General features: G+C 71.6%; 13 protein-coding genes. 10 read left to right on the top strand and 3 right to left on the bottom strand.

Annotated elements, in window-relative coordinates:
• Positions 1–163 precede the first annotated feature (163 nt).
• Both ACZ7D7_RS07250 and ACZ7D7_RS07255 read left to right on the top strand, forming a co-directional pair.
• Positions 164–1,663: a D-ribitol-5-phosphate cytidylyltransferase gene (locus ACZ7D7_RS07250; RefSeq protein WP_470822954.1), complete on the top strand. Its 1,500-nt coding sequence runs from the start codon at positions 164–166 to the stop codon at positions 1,661–1,663.
• A gap of 159 nt (positions 1,664–1,822) precedes the next feature.
• Positions 1,823–3,940, top strand: a complete 2,118-nt coding sequence (locus ACZ7D7_RS07255) for a hypothetical protein (protein ID WP_470822955.1) — start codon at positions 1,823–1,825, stop codon at positions 3,938–3,940.
• A 96-nt stretch (positions 3,941–4,036) separates the two neighbouring features.
• On the opposite strand, the gene ACZ7D7_RS07260 is transcribed toward ACZ7D7_RS07255, so the two are convergent.
• A complete protein-coding gene (locus ACZ7D7_RS07260; RefSeq protein ID WP_470823207.1) occupies positions 4,037–6,076 on the bottom strand; it encodes a hypothetical protein in 2,040 nt (679 codons plus the stop codon).
• Positions 6,077–6,383: 307 nt separating this feature from the next.
• Positions 6,384–7,826 (bottom strand): polysaccharide pyruvyl transferase family protein, encoded by a 1,443-nt coding sequence (locus tag ACZ7D7_RS07265; RefSeq protein ID WP_470822956.1) that lies wholly within the window; start codon positions 7,824–7,826, stop codon positions 6,384–6,386.
• 191 nt (positions 7,827–8,017) lie between these two features.
• On the opposite strand from ACZ7D7_RS07265, the gene proB reads away from it, so the two are divergent.
• The 5 genes from proB to ACZ7D7_RS07290 all read left to right on the top strand — a co-directional run bounded on the left by proB (position 8,018) and on the right by ACZ7D7_RS07290 (position 13,050).
• The gene (gene proB / locus ACZ7D7_RS07270; protein WP_470822957.1) at positions 8,018–9,199 is read left to right on the top strand and encodes a glutamate 5-kinase; all 1,182 of its coding nucleotides are present in this window, start codon (positions 8,018–8,020) and stop codon (positions 9,197–9,199) included.
• 192 nt (positions 9,200–9,391) lie between these two features.
• A complete protein-coding gene (locus ACZ7D7_RS07275; protein ID WP_470823208.1) occupies positions 9,392–9,853 on the top strand; it encodes a hypothetical protein in 462 nt (153 codons plus the stop codon).
• Positions 9,854–9,926: 73 nt separating this feature from the next.
• Positions 9,927–11,213, top strand: a complete 1,287-nt coding sequence (locus ACZ7D7_RS07280) for a glutamate-5-semialdehyde dehydrogenase (protein ID WP_470822958.1) — start codon at positions 9,927–9,929, stop codon at positions 11,211–11,213.
• 76 nt (positions 11,214–11,289) lie between these two features.
• The gene (locus ACZ7D7_RS07285) at positions 11,290–11,853 is read left to right on the top strand and encodes an SCO2584 family spore wall biosynthesis protein (RefSeq protein ID WP_470822959.1); all 564 of its coding nucleotides are present in this window, start codon (positions 11,290–11,292) and stop codon (positions 11,851–11,853) included.
• A 123-nt stretch (positions 11,854–11,976) separates the two neighbouring features.
• Complete coding sequence (locus ACZ7D7_RS07290; RefSeq protein WP_470822960.1) at positions 11,977–13,050, top strand: SCO2583 family membrane protein; 1,074 nt, start codon at positions 11,977–11,979, stop codon at positions 13,048–13,050.
• A gap of 12 nt (positions 13,051–13,062) precedes the next feature.
• Here ACZ7D7_RS07290 and ACZ7D7_RS07295 read toward each other — a convergent pair whose 3' ends face one another.
• Positions 13,063–14,172, bottom strand: a complete 1,110-nt coding sequence (locus ACZ7D7_RS07295; protein WP_470823209.1) for a M48 family metallopeptidase — start codon at positions 14,170–14,172, stop codon at positions 13,063–13,065.
• 177 nt (positions 14,173–14,349) lie between these two features.
• Between ACZ7D7_RS07295 and ACZ7D7_RS07300 the strand changes: the two genes are divergently transcribed.
• The 3 genes from ACZ7D7_RS07300 to ACZ7D7_RS07310 all read left to right on the top strand — a co-directional run bounded on the left by ACZ7D7_RS07300 (position 14,350) and on the right by ACZ7D7_RS07310 (position 16,973).
• Positions 14,350–14,514: a hypothetical protein gene (locus tag ACZ7D7_RS07300; RefSeq protein ID WP_470822961.1), complete on the top strand. Its 165-nt coding sequence runs from the start codon at positions 14,350–14,352 to the stop codon at positions 14,512–14,514.
• A 67-nt stretch (positions 14,515–14,581) separates the two neighbouring features.
• Positions 14,582–15,229, top strand: coding sequence for a nicotinate-nucleotide adenylyltransferase (gene nadD / locus ACZ7D7_RS07305; protein ID WP_470822962.1), 648 nt, complete (start codon positions 14,582–14,584; stop codon positions 15,227–15,229).
• 16 nt (positions 15,230–15,245) lie between these two features.
• Complete coding sequence (locus ACZ7D7_RS07310) at positions 15,246–16,973, top strand: LCP family protein (RefSeq protein WP_470822963.1); 1,728 nt, start codon at positions 15,246–15,248, stop codon at positions 16,971–16,973.
• Positions 16,974–16,988 lie beyond the last annotated feature (15 nt).

A 16,988-nucleotide genomic window follows, 5' to 3' on the forward strand; every position in this document is an offset into this window, starting at 1 on the left:
CCGGGTGACACGCGACGCGCGTCAAGGCGCGTACGGTTCATCAGGAGTGCAAGGTGAATGCCGGGTTGCGCGCGCATTTGCAGCGAAGGGCGCTCACCTTGCACGGCGGTAACCAGAAGTGGGACCATTTCGAGGTTCCCTGTCGCACCGAGGTAGGTCACCTGTGTCCCAGCACATAGCCAAGCCCCGTACCACCGCAGTGATCCTGGCCGGCGGTACTGGTCAGCGCGTGGGTCTGTCGATTCCCAAGCAGTTGCTGAAGATCGCCGGCAAGGCAGTCATCGAGCACACCCTGACCACCTTCGAGAAGGCCGACTCGATCGACGACATCATCGTGCTGATGGCACCGGGCTATGTGCCCGATGTCGAGAAGATCGTGGCCAAGGCCGGGTTCAAGAAGGTCTCCCGGGTCATCGAGGGCGGCTCCACGCGCAACGAGACCACCGAGCGCGCCATCGCGGCGCTGCACGAGGGCCTCGGCGAGGGCGAGGACCTCAACGTCCTCTTCCACGACGCCGTACGCCCCCTGCTGTCGCAGCGCGTCATCGACGACTGCGTCGCCGCGCTGGACCGCTACCAGGCCGTCGACGTCGCCATCCCGTCCGCGGACACCATCATCGTGACCCGCACCCACGGCGAGGACGGCGAGTTCATCACCGAGATCCCGGACCGCTCCCGGCTGCGCCGCGGCCAGACGCCGCAGGCCTTCAAGCTGTCCACGATCCGCCGCGCCTACGAGGTCGCCGCCGGCGACCCCAACTTCCAGGCCACGGACGACTGCTCCGTCGTGCTCAAGTACCTGCCGGACGTGCCGATCCACGTCGTCGCGGGTGACGAGTACAACATGAAGGTCACCCAGCCCGTCGACGTCTTCATCGCCGACAAGCTGTTCCAGCTGGCCTCCACGGCCACGCCCGAGCAGAACGGCGAGGAGGCCTACCGCGAGCTGCTCACCGGCAAGACCCTGGTGGTCTTCGGCGGTTCGTACGGCATCGGCAAGGACATCGCCGAACTCGCCGAGTCCTACGGGGCCAGGGTCTACGCGCTGGGCCGCTCCACCACCGGCACCCACGTGGAGAACCCGGAGGAGGTCGACGACGCGCTGTCCAAGGCGTACGCCGAGACCGGGCGCATCGACTTCGTGGTCAACACCGCCGGTGTGCTGCGCATCGGCAAGCTGGCCGAGACGGACAACGCCACCATCGAGGAGGCGCTGAAGGTCAACTACCTGGCCCCGGTGCAGATCGCCCGCTCCGCGTACAAGTACCTGGCCGAGACCAAGGGCCAGCTGCTGCTGTACACCTCCAGCAGCTACACGCGGGGCCGGGCCGAGTACAGCCTGTACTCCTCGACCAAGGCCGCCATGGTGAACCTCACCCAGGCGCTCTCGGACGAGTGGGCCGGCGAGGGCGTCCGTGTGAACTGCGTCAACCCGGAGCGCACGGCGACCCCGATGCGCACCAAGGCCTTCGGCCAGGAGCCGCAGGGCAGCCTGCTGTCCTCCGAGGCCGTGGCCCGTACCTCGCTCGACGTCCTGCTGTCCGAACTGACCGGGCACGTGATCGACGTGCGTCAGCAGGACCCGACGGCGGCGGCGGGCAAGGCCTCCGGTTTCGAGCAGGCCCTGGCCAGTGTTCTTGACCGCCAGGACGGCGTGGCATAATCAACTTCAAATAGCCTTCTGGTATTCAGGCCTCTGTGGCTGCCCGTTCGCGGAGCATTCACAGGGGCCTGAGTCCGTAAAATTCCCGGTGTGCTCACAGGGTCTTTTCCGGACTTTCTCGGCTTTGACAACCGGCACCCCTCTCAGAGCAGGTTCTCCGTGATATCCACCGCTATTCGCGTCGCCCGCGTGGGCAGCGCGGCCGAGCTGGCCGCGGCGGCCCTCATGATGCTGGGCTTTCCGGCACTCATGCTGGCCGCGCTCGTTCCGAGCGTTCCCGCCTTCGCGGCAGCGGCCGCCGTGACGTACCTGGCGGACCACTATCTGCACCGCAAGGGCAGTTATCTGATCAACCGCCTCAGCAAAGTGCGGGCCGGTCTGTCGATCCGTTTCCTCATCCGGCAACTGCTGCTGATCCTGCTGCTGGCCAGGCTGTCCCTCGCGGACAACCTGATCTACTACGGCGCCATAGCGTGTTTCATCGCCTTCTACGGCCTCCAGGCACCGCACGGCGCCCTGGTCACGCTGATCCGCAACCGCCGCCGGATGCCGGTCGCCACCCGCAACGTCGACCTGGCCTCCCGGATCCGCATCCCGGACGCCCCGCCGCGCCCGCTGCTGCACCGCTCCGCCGAGAAGATGCTCCACCTCGACCTGTTCGCGGTGGCCGGCATCGTGACCGCCGCGGGCCTGGAGACGTCCGTGCCCGGCTTCGTCGGCATCGGCCTCACGGTGTCGCTGGCCGTGGCCTACGTCGGCGTGCTGCTGCCGTTCGTGCGCGGCAACCGGATCCCGCCCCGCGCCGAGACGGTCCTCGCCGCGGTCGACGACTGGCTGGCCGAGTACCGGCCGGAGACGGTGCTCTACTTCTCCGGCTCCCGGGACTCCGCGTACCAGGTCAACATGTGGCTGGAGACGATGGAGCAGCTGGACTCCAGGCCGCTGATCATCCTCCGCGAGCGCGTCATACTGACCAACCTCGCGCCCACCACGGTCCCCGTCATCTGCGTGCCCGGAGGGGTGCACCTGATGAACATGGACCTGTCCTCGGTGCGGGTCGCGCTGTACGCGGCGAACGTCGGCAAGAACATCCACCTGCTGCGCGTGCCCACCATGAAGCACGTCTTCATCGGCCACGGCGACAGCGACAAGCTGGCCAGCGTCAACCCGTACAGCAAGGTCTACGACGAGGTGTGGACGGCGGGCCGCGCGGGCCGCGACCGCTACGCCATCGCCGACGTCGGCGTCCGCGACGACGACATCGTCGAGGTCGGCCGCCCGCAGCTCGCGCCCATCGAGACCTGGCGGGGCACCGCACCCGAGGGGCGCTGTCCCACGGTGCTGTACGCGCCGACCTGGGAGGGCTGGGACGACAACCCGGGCAACACCTCGATCCTGCTGGCCGGCGAGAACATCGTGCGCCGGCTGGTGACCGCCGACCCGCCCGTCCGCGTGCTCTACAAGCCGCACCCGTTCACCGGCACCCGCAGCCCGCTCGCCAAGGCCGCGCATCAGCGGATCACCGAGCTGGTCACGCGGTCCGCCGCCGAGCGCGCCGCCGACCTGCGGTTCGCCGCCGACCTGCCCGCCGAGACCGCGGCCGCGGCGGAGCTGGCCCGCATCGAGGCGCGCCTCGCCGAACTGGCCGGCGGCGCCGACAAGGGCGACGAGGCCGAGGCGTCCCGGGACGGCATCGTGGACGTGGCCCGGCACGAGGAGACCGCCCGGCTGCGCGCCGAGTGGAACGACGCCTACTGGCGTTCCTTCCCGGCCTGGGAGCACCGCGTCATCACGGGTGCCGAGCCCCGCCTGTACGACTGCTTCAACGTGTCCGACGCGATGGTCTCCGACATCTCCAGCGTGGTCTCCGACTTCATCGCCAGCGGCAAGCCGTACGCGGTCACGGACTCCGCCGAGCTGGGCGTCGAGGAGTTCAAGCGGCAGAACACCGCGGTGCGGGCCGCCGTGATCCTCTCCAACGGCGCCGCCGAGCTGGACGAGCTGCTCGCGGCCGTCCGCGACCCGGCCGCCGACGCGCTGGCCGAGGACCGCAAGGAGCTCAAGGAGTACCTGCTGGGCCCGGACGAGCCGAAGTCCATCGACCAGTTCAACACCGCCGTCGCGAACCTCGCCCTCAAGGCCGAGACGCGCAACGTCGGCCAGGCGACCCGGCTCGCCGCCGCCGGGGCCGACTCGGAGGCGGACGGCGGGCTGGCCGAGGCGATGCCCGCGCAGCGGGTGACCGCGGCGGGCGACACGGACCTGCCCGCGGGCTGATCCGGGCGGCCGCACCGGCACACACGCGAGAAGGGCTCGGCCCCGGCGGAGAGAATCCGCCGGGGCCGAGCCCTTCTCGGTCGTCCTACCGTGCCGTCACGCCGGGAGGACCGGGCGCTGCGGCGCCGGCTCCTCCTGACGCGGGCTGGGGAAGTCCGCCGCCAGCCGCTCCGCCATGCGGGCCCGGTGGTCCCTGGCCCGCGCGCACAGCGCCTGGACGGCCGTGTTGAACCGCTCCTGCGACGACGGCTCGTCCGGACCCAGCAGACGCAGCTTCAGCGCGGCGCGCGCCCCGGCCAGCTCGTCCAGCTCGGGCCGGCGCACCGACTCCAGCAGGGCGGGCACCCCGGCCGCGTCCGGCGTCAGCACGGTCGCCGCCACCACCGTCGGGAAGGCCACGCGGAACGCGTCCTCGTCGAGCCCGCTGGTGTTCGCCACCGCGTACGGCTTCCCGCTCGCCAGGAAGTCGGAGATCACGCTGGACACGTCGCTGATCAGCAGGTCGGCCCTGTTGAAGCAGGAGTACAGCGCGGGCCGGGCGGCGATCACGATCTGGTGCTCCCACTCGGGCAGCGACGCCCAGTAGGCCTCCTCCCAGGCGGCCGTCGCCCGGGCCACGGCGTCGGCGCGGCCGGGCTCCGGCGTGGACTGGAGCAGCATGCGCTCCAGCTGGTCGGCGTCCGGACGGAACGCGGTCACGGTGAGCCGGTCCAGCTCCTCGGTGCGGCGCGCGAGCTCCAGCTCCGCGTCGGCCGAGGGGCGCGAGCCGGTCCGCTCCCGGTTCGCCGCCCGGATCAGCTCCCTGATCCGCTGGTCGGCGGCGCCCGCGCGCGGGTCGACCGACCCCGTCAGCGGATGCGGCTTGTAGAGCAGCCGCACGGCCGGGTCGGCGAGCAGCGCGCGCACCAGGTTCTCGCCGGCCTCGATGACCGACGTGTTGCCCGGGTTGCCGTCCCAGCCCTCCCAGGTCGGCGCGTACAGCACCGTGGTGAAGGCGCCGGTGGGCGGGCCCGCGTAGGGCAGCACGCCGTCCAGCTGCGGGCGTCCGGTCTCCACGACGTCCTTGTCCTCGACGCCGACCTCGGCGAGCGCGTACCGCTCGCGCGCCGCGGGGCCGGCCACCCACACCTCGTCGTACGCCTTGGCGTACGGGTTGCAGGAGGACAGCTTGTCGCTCTCGCCGTGGTTGACGAAGGTGTGCCGGATCGTGGGGATGCGCAGCACCTGCGAGGTCTTGCCCGAGTTCGACGGGTGGATGAGGACCTGGAGCGTGGAGTGCTCCAGGTGCATCAGCGTGGCGACCTTCGGCAGGCAGACGATCGGGATGTCCGTCGCCGCGATCTTCTGCACCATGAACCGCTCGCGCAGCACGATGATCGGCCGCCCGTCCAGCTTGGCGATCGGCTCCAGCCACATGTTCGCCTGGTACGCCGAGGAGGCGCCGCCGGAGAAGTACAGGCCGACGGTCGGCCGGTACTCCGCGAGCCACGCGTCGAACCAGTCGAGGACCTCCTGCTCGCCCGCCGGACGGCGGCTGGGCAGCAGCCGCACCATCAGGGCGCCGAGGCCCGCGAGAGCGAGCACGAGGGACAGGGCCACGCCGACCGTCGCGTACAGTGCGGCGTCGGTCACGGCCGTGACCAGCAGACCCGCGGTCGCGGGCAGCCCGAACAGCAGCAGCCGCTCACCGGGACGGCGCAGCAGCCGGTGCGGCGCGGGGGTCAGGCGCAGCGCGGAGGCGTCGATGTTGCGGGTGACGACGGGCAGCGTGCGGGTGCGGCGCACCAGCACGGAGACCGCCTGGACGGCGCAGTGCAGTCCGTAGAAGGACAGCAGGCCGACGAGGAGCGCGGCGTACTCCGTCTCCCGTTCGTGGTCGCCGAGGCGCAGCAGGCCCACCACGAGGAGCAGGTCGCGCAGCACGTGTCGCACGGTGATGTCGGCGTGTGACTTCGCGAACAGCGACAGCATGCCTCGCTGCCAGCGGTACACGACGCCCTCGACCGCCAGGGAGGCGACGGTCGCGGCCAGCAGCAGCGGTACGTGCGGGCGCAGCACGGCCAGCGCCTGTGCGGCGAAGGCACCGGCCAGGACGGCCGTGAGGAGCAGTTTGACGACGGTCTGCCGGTTGGGCAGCCGTCGTCCCGGCGTCGGCTCCGGCGAGGTCCGGGCTATTGAGGTCCGGCGTCCGGGACGCCGAAGGGTGGAGGGTAGGGGCACTGCGGAAACTCCAGGGTCGTCGCGAGACGTGCTCCAGGGTTAACGCCGGCCGACACTGGGACGACACGCGCGTGTACATGCCCGGAGGTGACGCGGAGTCTACGGCTCCGCGTCAATCCCGTTCCAGTCCGCTCCCCACGCCCCGCGCGGCGGGTGGCGCGTCTTCGCTCCCCGATGGCCCCTCGGCGGCTCCCTCCCGCGTCCCTCCTGCCCCGTCCGTCGCCTACTGGCGCCCGCTCTTCAGCGCCCTGCGCAGTGGGCGGCCGACCACGCGCCGTGCCTTGCGGTACACCGAGGTCGTGACCGGAGCCACAGTCGCCGCCTTCGCGCCGGCCCTGGCCCTGGCCAGTTCCCGCTTCAGCCGCGCGTTGTCCGCGGCCAGCTCGGTGACCGTGCTGTTCAGCCAGCCGAAGCGGGCGCCGAGCGAGGCGATGTCGGGGTCGTTCCAGGGCCGGATGCCCGGCGGGAACGCCAGCGACCGGACGCGTTCCTCGACGGCGGCGCCGCCGTCGCCGTGGGTGAAGGTGTTCTCCAGGCCGTTGCGGTCCAGGAAGGACGTGAACCGCTCGAACCGCTGGTGGTGGTTGCCGGTCAGCGCCCCGAAGTCGGCCTCCTCGTACAGCCGCGCCGGGTCGGCGCGGTCGGTGTCGCCGGACAGCTCGTCGATCCGCAGGTGCGGTATCTCGAAGTAGCGGCACAGCTCCAGCGTGCGTGAGTCGCCGCACAGCACCGTCGCGGGCGTGCCGGCCAGCAGGGCCGCGATGTTGCCGTGGATGCGGGAGCCGAACGAGAAGTCGAAGGCGCGCAGGTCGTCGATCCAGGTGACCGGGTCGATGTAGACGCGGACCTTGTCCTCCCGGTACATCGGGTGGTCGGGGTGCGTCGGCATCGCGGTCACGCGCGCGTTCGGGTCGGACAGGTCCCGCCAGTGCAGCTGCCGGGCGTCGCTGAGGTTCTGGCCGATGTAGCGCAGGTGCGGGTAGCGCGCGTGGGCGCGCTCGATGATCTTCCCCATGCCCTGCTTGCGCACGGCGTTGTGCGAGCCGTTGACCGCGATCCGGGAGTCGGCGGTGAGCGCCGGCGCCCGCTTGGTCACGGTGAGGTCCTTGCCGTGCATGAACAGCGAGGGGCAGCCGATGACCTCGACGTCCCGGAAGCCCATGTCCTTGAGGTACTGCTCGGTGAACTCGCCGCGCACGCCGATCGAGGCGCTGCGGTCGAGCACGGCCGAGACGAAGGCGCGCACCGCGGGCTCCATGGGTCTGAGCCGGGCCGGGTTGTAGTCCAGCCCGGTCTGCGCTCCGACGCCCAGCACGACGACGGGGATCCGCAGCCTGCTGATCAGCCGCGTGAGCCGCTGGAGCTGGGGCTCGAACGACGGCCGGAAGGCATTGGCGAGCGGGACGACGAAGGCGTCGTACTCCTGGTTGATCCGGCTCGCCGCTGCGACGTCGGTGCGGATGCCGTTGGAGACGACCTCGGTGTGCGGAGTCCGGAGGATCTTGTGCGCGGCGTCACTGAAGATCAGGTTGCCGGAGTTGGTGGCGATGACGTCGCGGTGCAGGGCCTCCTCCACCGGCACGACGTCGAACGGGCTCTTCCCCGAACGCAGGAGGATGCGCTTGGCGGGCGGCGCGGGACGCACGTCGAGATCTTTGGGTGACACGACGTTCAAACTAAATTCGCCCGCCATTTGATTTCTACAGGCAACCAGTACAACCTTTTCCGCCCGTGCGCATCGTGAGGCCGCCGTCACGGCGGGTGTGTCCCGGTGTGTGGACCGGCGCGCGGCGTCACGACCCCTTCGCGTAGATTGCCGGGCGGGGCACGGACGCGGACGAGGGGAAAGAAGCCAAGGTGGCAGGGGCAAGGCAGGGTGTGAGCGAGGCCCGCAGGATCGTCGTCAAAGTGGGCTCCTCGTCGCTGACCACCGCGTCGGGCGGACTGGACGCCGACCGGGTCGACGCGCTCGTCGACGTACTCGCCAAGGTGCGAAACGAGGGGGTGGCCCGAAGGGCCTCGGCCGAGGGCGGTGGTGGGAGACGGGTGGGCGGGGGCGAGCGGGAGATCGTGCTCGTGTCCTCCGGTGCCATCGCCGCCGGGCTCGCCCCGCTGGGGCTGCGGCGCCGGCCCACCGACCTCGCCCGCCAGCAGGCCGCCGCCAGCGTCGGACAGGGCCTGCTCGTGGCCCGCTACACGGCCTCCTTCGCCCGCTACGGCGTCCGCGTCGGCCAGGTCCTGCTCACCTCCGACGACATGAGCCGCCGCGCCCACCACCGCAACGCCTCCCGCACGCTGGACAAGCTCCTCGCGATGGGCGCCTTCCCGATCGTCAACGAGAACGACACCGTCGCCACCGACGAGATCCGCTTCGGCGACAACGACCGGCTCGCCGCCCTCGTCGCCCACCTCGTCCGCGCCGACCTGCTGGTGCTGCTGTCCGACGTGGACGGCGTCTACGACGGCGACCCGAGCAGGCCGGGCACCTCCCGGATGGCGGAGGTGCGCGGCCCCGAGGACCTGGCGCACGTCGAGATCGGCAGCGCGGGCAAGGCCGGCGTCGGCACCGGCGGCATGGTCACCAAGGTCGAGGCGGCCCGCATCGCCGCCGCCGCGGGCATCCCCGTCGTGCTGACCAGCGCCGTCCGCGCGGCCGACGCCCTCGCGGGCAACGACACCGGCACCTACTTCCACCCCACCGGCAAGCGCTCCGCGGACCGGCTGCTGTGGCTCCAGCACGCCTCCGCCCCGCAGGGCTCGCTCACCCTCGACGACGGTGCCGTGCGCGCGGTCGTCGAGCGCCGCAAGTCGCTGCTGCCGGCCGGAATCGCCGCCGTCGAGGGCGAGTTCAGCGCCGGTGATCCGGTGGAGCTGCGCGACGGGACGGGCCGGGCGGTGGCCCGCGGCCTCGTCAACTTCGACGCCAAGGAGATCCCCCTGCTGATCGGCCGCTCCACCCGGGAGCTGGCCCGCGAACTCGGTGCCGAGTACGAGCGCGAGGTCGTACACAGGGACGATCTGGTGATCCTGCACCCGTAAGGACGTCCGCGGACACCCCCGCCAGGCCGTCCCTTATGTCGCGAAACGTCTGCCCTGCTCGGTGGACGTTCCGTAAAACCGCCCCGCGGACCCTTGCGGCCTGCTCAACTTTGTCTCGGCGACACGTTCCGCTCGTGCGCGGTGCGCGTGCACCGTGTGAGCCCTTGCGTAAAGGAGGCCGTCGTGAGACGAGTGCGCCCTGGGGCGGCGGCGTCCCGCGGTGCCGCGGGCTCCCGCGCGCACGGCCGGGAGCGGGCCCTGACGAGCGTCGCGGCCGGGGACCGGTTCGAGGGCGACGTGGAACCGGAGGACCTGCCCCGCCTGTGGCACGTCACCCTCAGCGTCTCCGGCGAGGAGGCGCCCGTCGAGAAGGTCCGGCGCTCCCTCGAACAGCTCGCCCACGACCACCCCTTCCTGCTGACCAGCAGATACGCGGGCGACCACGCCGAGATCCGGTACTGGGAGGAGGCCCGCGACCTGCACGACGCGGCCGCCGTCGCGCTGCGCCTGTGGGGCGAGCACCGCCAGAGCGCGGGCCTGCCGCCCTGGGAGATCGTCGGCCTCGAAGTCATCGACCGGGCGACCTATCACCAACGCCTGGCCGAGGGTTACGGCCCGCCCCCGGCGTCCCCCGTCGGAGTTCACCCCTTTTGAGCGGCTTCGGCGGGTATCTCGCGGTTTGGGATGCCTGGTGAATCAATGCGCCCGGCGCACTACCCTTCCCTCCATGACCACGCTCTCGCCGTACGACGCCATGTCCCCGGTCACCCAGGCCGCCTACCGCGCCAAGGCCGCCGCCGCCACCCTCGCGCCGCTCCCGCGCGCCGAGAAGGACGACGCGCTGCTCGCCGTCGCGGACGCCCTGGAGGTCCGTACGAGCGAGATCGTCGAGGCCAACGCCAAGGACGTCGCCAAGGCCCGCGAGGCCGGCACCAGCGAGGCCATCGTCGACCGGCTCACCCTCACCCCGGAGCGCGTTCGCGCCATCGCCTCCGACGTGCGGGACGTCGTCGCGCTGCCCGACCCCGTCGGCGAGGTCGTCCGCGGCAACACCCTGCCCAACGGCATCGACCTGCGGCAGATCCGCGTCCCGCTCGGCGTCGTCGGCATCATCTACGAGGCCCGGCCCAACGTCACCGTCGACGCCGCCGCCCTGTGCCTGAAGTCCGGCAACGCGGTGCTGCTGCGCGGCTCCGCCTCCGCCTACGAGTCGAACAGCGCCCTCGTGCGCGTCCTGCGCGACGCCGTCGGCGGCGCCGGACTGCCCGCCGACGCCGTGCAGCTCGTGCCCGGCGAGAGCCGCGACAGCGTCCGCGAGCTGATGCGCGCCCGCGGCCTGGTCGACGTGCTCATCCCGCGCGGCGGCGCCTCCCTGATCAACACCGTCGTGCAGGAGTCCACCGTCCCGGTCATCGAGACCGGCACCGGCAACTGCCACGTCTACGTCGACGCCCACGCCGACCTCGACATGGCCGTCGACATCCTGATCAACTCCAAGGCCCAGCGGCCCAGCGTGTGCAACGCCGCCGAGACGCTCCTGGTCCACCAGGACATCGCCGCCGACTTCCTGCCGCGCGCCCTGGACGCCCTCGCCGACGCTGGCGTCACCGTCCACGCCGACGAGCGCGTGATGGCGTACGGGAAGGACTCCCGCGCCACCGTCGTGGAGGCCGGCCCCGAGGACTGGGAGACCGAGTACCTCTCCTACGACATCGCCGCCGCCGTCGTCGACTCCCTCGACAAGGCCGTCGAGCACATCCGGCTGTGGACCTCCGGCCACACCGAGGCCATCGTGACGACCTCGCAGCAGGCCGCCCGCCGCTTCACCCAGTTGGTCGACTCCACGACGGTCGCCGTGAACGCCTCCACCCGGTTCACCGACGGCGGCCAGTTCGGCTTCGGCGCCGAGATCGGCATCTCCACCCAGAAGCTGCACGCCCGGGGCCCGATGGGCCTGCCCGAGCTCACCAGCACGAAGTACATCGTCACCGGCGACGGACACGTGCGCCGCTGATCCCCGGCCCCGTCGGCATACGGCCGAATTTCCGTACCGTCTGCCCAAAATGACCCCCCAGGTCTACTCTGGAACCGTGCCGGAGGACGTGGGGGGCACGCCGTTCCCGGACGGCTGGGAGCCCGACGACGACCACGACCGCGGGGTGTCGGACGAAGAGTTCGCCTCCGTGGTCTTCGACGAGGCCTTCGTACAGGCGGCCCGGGTGCACGAGCCGACCGCCGTCGAACGCCTCCTGGCCGCGGCCCGCGCCAGACGCGAGGCGGCCGAGGCCGAGGCCCGCCGCGACCGCGCCCGCCGCGAGCACTACGCCGACGGCTACGACCCGGACGAACACGCCGACTTCGACCGGGACTGGGACGACGACCTCGACGACGCCGACTTCGCCGACGGCCGCGGCGCCCACGGACGGCAGATCCGCTGGCACCGGCCGGTCGCCTGGATGCTCGCCGTGGTGATGGGCGTCGGCATGGTCGCGCTCGCCTTCACGGCCGTCTACCGGGGCGCCTCCTCGGGCAGCAGCCGCGACCCGATCCCGCCGCCCGCCTCCACCGGCCTGGAACAGGGCACCCCGGGAGCCCCGCCCGCGTCCGCCGAACACTCCCCGCCGGCCGTGCCCGTGCTGCCGCGCACCCCCTGAACAGGCGGCCGGACGGCCGTCCACGACCCCTGCGCGACCTTGGCGGGAGCTTGGTGGGAACCTGTCAGAACTTGTCGTGAACGGCCGCGTTTACCCGGCCCCCCTCAGACCTACCCTGAAGGTATGGGAGGGCTGGGAGACCCGCCCGAGGGGCCGTCCGAGCGCGGCCCCGGAGGTGGCGAGGACGAGTACCGATCCGTCGTCTTCGACGAGTCGTTCGTCCGTGCTGCCCGCCTCCAGGAGTACTCCGCGCAGGAACGCATCACCGACCACGCGCCCGCCGTCCGCAGCCGCCCGCCCGTGCGCCGCGGCGGACTGCCCCGGCAGGCGCTGGTCCTCGTCCTGCTGATCGCCGTCGCCTTCGGCACCGCCATCTACATGGGCGTACGGCACCCCTACCAGACCCCGGCCGCCCAGGAACCCGCCGAGCCGCTGCGCATGACCGTCGTGCCGCTCGCGCCCGGCGGCGCGGTGCCCGGCGCCGACGACCCCGACCTGCTGTTCCGGCACAGCCCCGCCGCGCAGTTCCGCGTCGGCGCCGAGGGCATCCCGCTGCCGCCCGCCCGGCGCACCGCCCACTTCTCCGACGCGCAGGTCATCACCGCGCTGAGCACCGCCAAGGACTACATCGTGCGGTCCGCGCTCGACCCCGGCGTGCTCACCGGCGGCGACGTGCGCTCCGTGCGGGTGCTGCTCGACCCCGACCAGCACGACCAGTTCGACCAGAGCTTCCGGCGCCCCGCCGCCGACGGCCGGCACACCCCGACCGGCTGGCTGATCCGCCTCGACCCCGCCCGCGCCGAGCTCGCCGACCGGCAGATCCGCGTCCAGGGCAGCCTGGAGGCCGTCGAGGCGGACGCCGCGACCCTGGAGGTCACCGCCGACCACACCACCGTCTACGCGCTGCGGCCGGCCGGCGCCGACGACAGGGCCGAGGCCTCCCTGTTCACCGTCCGCCGCGAGCTGCACTTCCGCTTCGACCGCGAGGACCTGCGCCTGCACCAGGCCCAGGTACTGGTCTCCTACGTCCAGGCTGGGCCGCTGTCGTGCGCCGAGGACGCCGCGAACCGGCTGCGCCCGCTGCTCGCCGGCCAGACCGCCAAGGAGGGCGGCCCGGCCGACACCGACCCGTACGCCACGGGCAGCGCCACCGCCCTGTGCGGATCCATGGCGCAGAGCGCGCTGCCCAAGGTGTGACGGGCTCCCGCCTCAGCTCTCGTCGCGAGGCGGCGTGTCGTCGGACGCGTCCGACGCCCCCGACGGACGGTCCTTCGGCGTCGAGCCCGTGAAACCGCCGAAGCCGCGCCGCACCCGGTCGCCCAGGTCGCCCGCCCCGCCGGTGATGTCGCTGACCAGCTTCATCAGCGGGTCCTTGGAGCCCTTCACATGGCTCGCGTAGCTCGCCGCCGACTCCTTGAAGGAGTCCCGCACCGAGGCGTCCTTGTCCTCCCCGCGCCGCGGGTAGTGGCCGTCCATGATCCGCTGGAAGTCCCGGGACGCGGCCCACTTCTTCAGCTCGGCCGCCCGCACGGTGGTGAACGGGTGGGAACGCGGCAGGACGTTGAGGATCTTCAGCACCGAGTCGCGCAGGTCGCCGCCCGCCTCGTACTCCTCGGCCTGGGCCAGGAACGCGTCCACGTTCATCTCGTGCAGGTGGTTGCCGCCCGCGATCTTCATCAGGCCCCGCATCGAGGCCTCCAGGTCCTGGCCGACGAGGAGACCCGCGCGGTCCGCGGACAGCTCCGACTTGCGGAACCACTCGCGCAGCGCCGTCACGATCGCCATGATCGCCAGGTTCCCCAGGGGGATCCACGCCACCCGGACGGCCAGGCTCGTCAGGAAGAGCAGGATCGTGCGGTACACCGAGTGGCCCGACAGCGCGTGCCCCACCTCGTGACCGACGACCGCCCGCATCTCCTCCTCGTCGAGCAGCTCCACCAGGCCGGTCGTGACGACGATGATCGGCTCGTCCAGGCCCACGCACATCGCGTTCGGCTGCGGGTCCTGGTTGACGTACATCGGCGGGACCTTCTCCAGGTCCAGGATGTAGCAGGCGTCCCGCAGCATGTCGTTCAGGTGCGAGAACTGCTGGTCGGAGACGCGCACCGAGTCGGAGAGGAACAACAGCCGCAGGCTGCGCTCGGGCAGCAGGCCGCTGAGCGCCTTGAACACCGTGTCGAACCCGGTGAGTCTGCGCAGCGCCACCAGGGCGGAGCGGTCGGCCGGATGCTCGTACGCGCGCGAGGAGATCTCGGGGAAGCGCCTGCGCTGCCTGCTCGGCACGCGCTCGTGCCCGCTGTGCTGGTGGCCGTCGGACATGTCTTCCCCCATGTGCGTCTGTGTGGCCCTGCTGGTACGTGCGGGACTACAAGCGAAGGACGAGTGGCGCCGGCGGAAGGTTCCCCGACGGTGGAGTCGGGGTGAGGGCCGCCGAGGTGCCCGCATACGATGGGTCGACGTCTTTATCCCGCCCACACCGGATAGGTCCTGCCGAAGATGAGCTTCCACAGCACCGCTGCCCAGTTGGTCACCCTCGCCGCCGAGGGCGAGAAGCACGGCGGAAACCACGAGAGCCTCAACCCGTACGTCACCGGCGGCGCCGCCCTCGCGATCCTCCTGATCCTGCTGTGGATCACCACCCTCTTCAACCGCGACCGCTGATCCCCGCCGGGCGCCCGCCCCGGGCGCCCCGGGAAGCACCGGGACCGGGCCGGTAGGGTCTGCACGCATGGGAGAGCAGGACATGCCTACCGGTCCGGTGAACGAGGCGGCCGGCCCGGCACGGCAGGGCAAGCGCCGCCTCGGCGTCATGGGCGGCACCTTCGACCCGATCCACCACGGGCACCTCGTGGCGGCCAGCGAGGTCGCCGCGCAGTTCCGCCTCGACGAGGTGGTGTTCGTCCCGACCGGCCAGCCGTGGCAGAAGAGCCACCGCGCCGTCTCCCCGGCCGAGGACCGCTATCTGATGACGGTCATCGCGACCGCCGAGAACCCGCAGTTCTCCGTCAGCCGCATCGACATCGACCGCGGCGGCCCCACGTACACCGTGGACACCCTGCGCGACCTGCGGGCCCTCAATCCGGACACGGACCTGTTCTTCATCACCGGCGCCGACGCCCTTGCCCAAATCCTCACCTGGCGCGACAGCGAGGAGCTGTTCTCCCTGGCACACTTCATCGGAGTCACCCGGCCCGGCCACCATCTGTCGGACGCCGGGCTTCCGGAGGGCGGCGTCTCGCTCGTCGAGGTCCCGGCTCTCGCCATCTCCTCCACGGACTGCCGTGCGAGAGTCGCCAAGGGTGACCCCGTCTGGTACCTGGTGCCGGACGGAGTCGTGCGCTACATCGACAAGCGCGAGCTGTACCGCGGCGAGTGAGCCGAGAGGGGCACCGGTGAACGACCGATACGACGCTGGTTACGGGGGCGACCAGTACGAACTCGTGGGCTACGACGAGTACGGCCAGCCCGTCTACCGCCAGGTCCCGGCGCAACAGCAGCCGCCGCGGCAGCAGCAGGCCTACGACCCCTACGCCCAGCAGGGCTACGGTTACGACCCGTACGCCACGGGCACCCAGCAGCCCGCGCCGCCGTACGACCCCTACGACACCGGCCGGCAGCAGCCGGTCCCGCCGCAGGACCCCTACGGCGCCGGACAGCAGCACCCGGGCTCCTACGACCCGTACGGCACGGGACAGCCGTCCCAGGGCGCCTACGACCCCTACGGCACGGCCGCGGCGGGCGGCAGGCAGCCCCGCGCCGCCGAGCAGCAGACCGCGTACATCCCGCAGCAGGCCGGCCCGGCCGAGGACACCGACAGCGGCCCGCGCGAGGACAGGGACTACCGCACCGAGCAGTTCGCCTTCGTCGAGGACCCGGACGACGACTCCGAGGACGTCATCGACTGGCTGAAGTTCACCGAGAACCGCACCGAGCGCCGCGAGGAGGCCAAACGCCGCGCACGCGCACGCGTGATCGCCCTCGTCGTCGTCCTCGCCCTGTGCGCGGCCGGCGGCGTCGGCTACCTCTGGTACGCCGGGAAACTGCCCGGCCTGTCCTCCTCGGACTCCGCGACTGGCGGCTCGACGGCGGCGGGCGCGCAGAAGCGCGACGTGATCGTCGTCCACCTGCACGACACCAAGGGCGGCAGCACCGCCACCGCCCTGCTCGTCGACAACACCACCACCAAGCAGGGCACCACCGTCCTGCTGCCCAACTCCCTCGCCCTCACCGGCGACGACGGCACCACGACGACGCTCGCCAAGTCCGTCGAGGACGACGGCACCGACGGCACCCGGCAGGCCCTGGACACCGTCCTCGGCACCAGCATCCAGGGCACCTGGCGCCTGGACACGCCTTACCTGCAGAACCTGGTCGACCTCGTCGGCAACATCGAGGTCGACACCAACGCCGACGTCCCCGACCCGGCAGCCAAGGGCAAGAAGGGCGCGAGCCCCCTCGTCCGCAAGGGCGAGAACCAGACCCTCAGCGGCAAGATGGCCGTCGCCTACGCCACGTACCAGGGCCGGGACGAGACGTCGAACGCCCAGCTGGAGCGGTTCGGGCAGGTCATGCAGGCCGTGCTGCGCAAGATGACGTCCGACCCGGACGCCGCCACGACCACCGTCCAGACCCTCGGCCAGATCCTCGACCCGTCGCTCACCGACAAGGACCTCGGCACCTTCCTCGCCGGCCTCGCCGACCAGGCCAAGGGCGGCGACTACCGCACGGCGATGCTGCCCGTGCAGCCGGACGGCACCCTGAACCGGGAGGCCAGTGACAGCGTCGTGGAGGACGTCCTCGGCGGCACCGCCAAGAGCCCCGACAAGGACGCCGCCGTCAGCGTCTCCGTGCGCAACGCCACCGGCGACAAGAGCAACACCGAGAAGGCCCGCGTCGTGCTCCTCAACGGCGGCTTCACCTTCCTGGAGGGCGGCACGACCGGCGCCGAGGCGACGTCCACCGTCACCTACGCCGACGCGGCCGACAAGGAGAACGCCACCGAGGTCGCCAAGACCCTCGGACTGCCCACCGGGTCCGTCACCAAGGGCAAGGTCTCCGGGAACGCGACCGTCTCGGTCGTCCTGGGCCAGGACTACGAGCCGTCGGGTGCCACCGGCTGACCGTGAGACCCTTGA

It is taken from the genome of Streptomyces sp. NPDC037054 (assembly GCF_055606745.1).

What these genes read in the sequence shown, in the direction of transcription:
- ACZ7D7_RS07280 (WP_470822958.1), top strand. Translation starts at nt 9,927, where the DNA reads ATGACCACGCTCTCGCCGTACGACGCCATGTCCCCGGTCACCCAGGCC.
- ACZ7D7_RS07290 (WP_470822960.1), top strand. Translation starts at nt 11,977, where the DNA reads ATGGGAGGGCTGGGAGACCCGCCCGAGGGGCCGTCCGAGCGCGGCCCC.
- ACZ7D7_RS07295 (WP_470823209.1), bottom strand. Translation starts at nt 14,172, where the DNA reads ATGTCCGACGGCCACCAGCACAGCGGGCACGAGCGCGTGCCGAGCAGG.
- ACZ7D7_RS07300 (WP_470822961.1), top strand. Translation starts at nt 14,350, where the DNA reads ATGAGCTTCCACAGCACCGCTGCCCAGTTGGTCACCCTCGCCGCCGAG.
- nadD (WP_470822962.1), top strand. Translation starts at nt 14,582, where the DNA reads ATGGGAGAGCAGGACATGCCTACCGGTCCGGTGAACGAGGCGGCCGGC.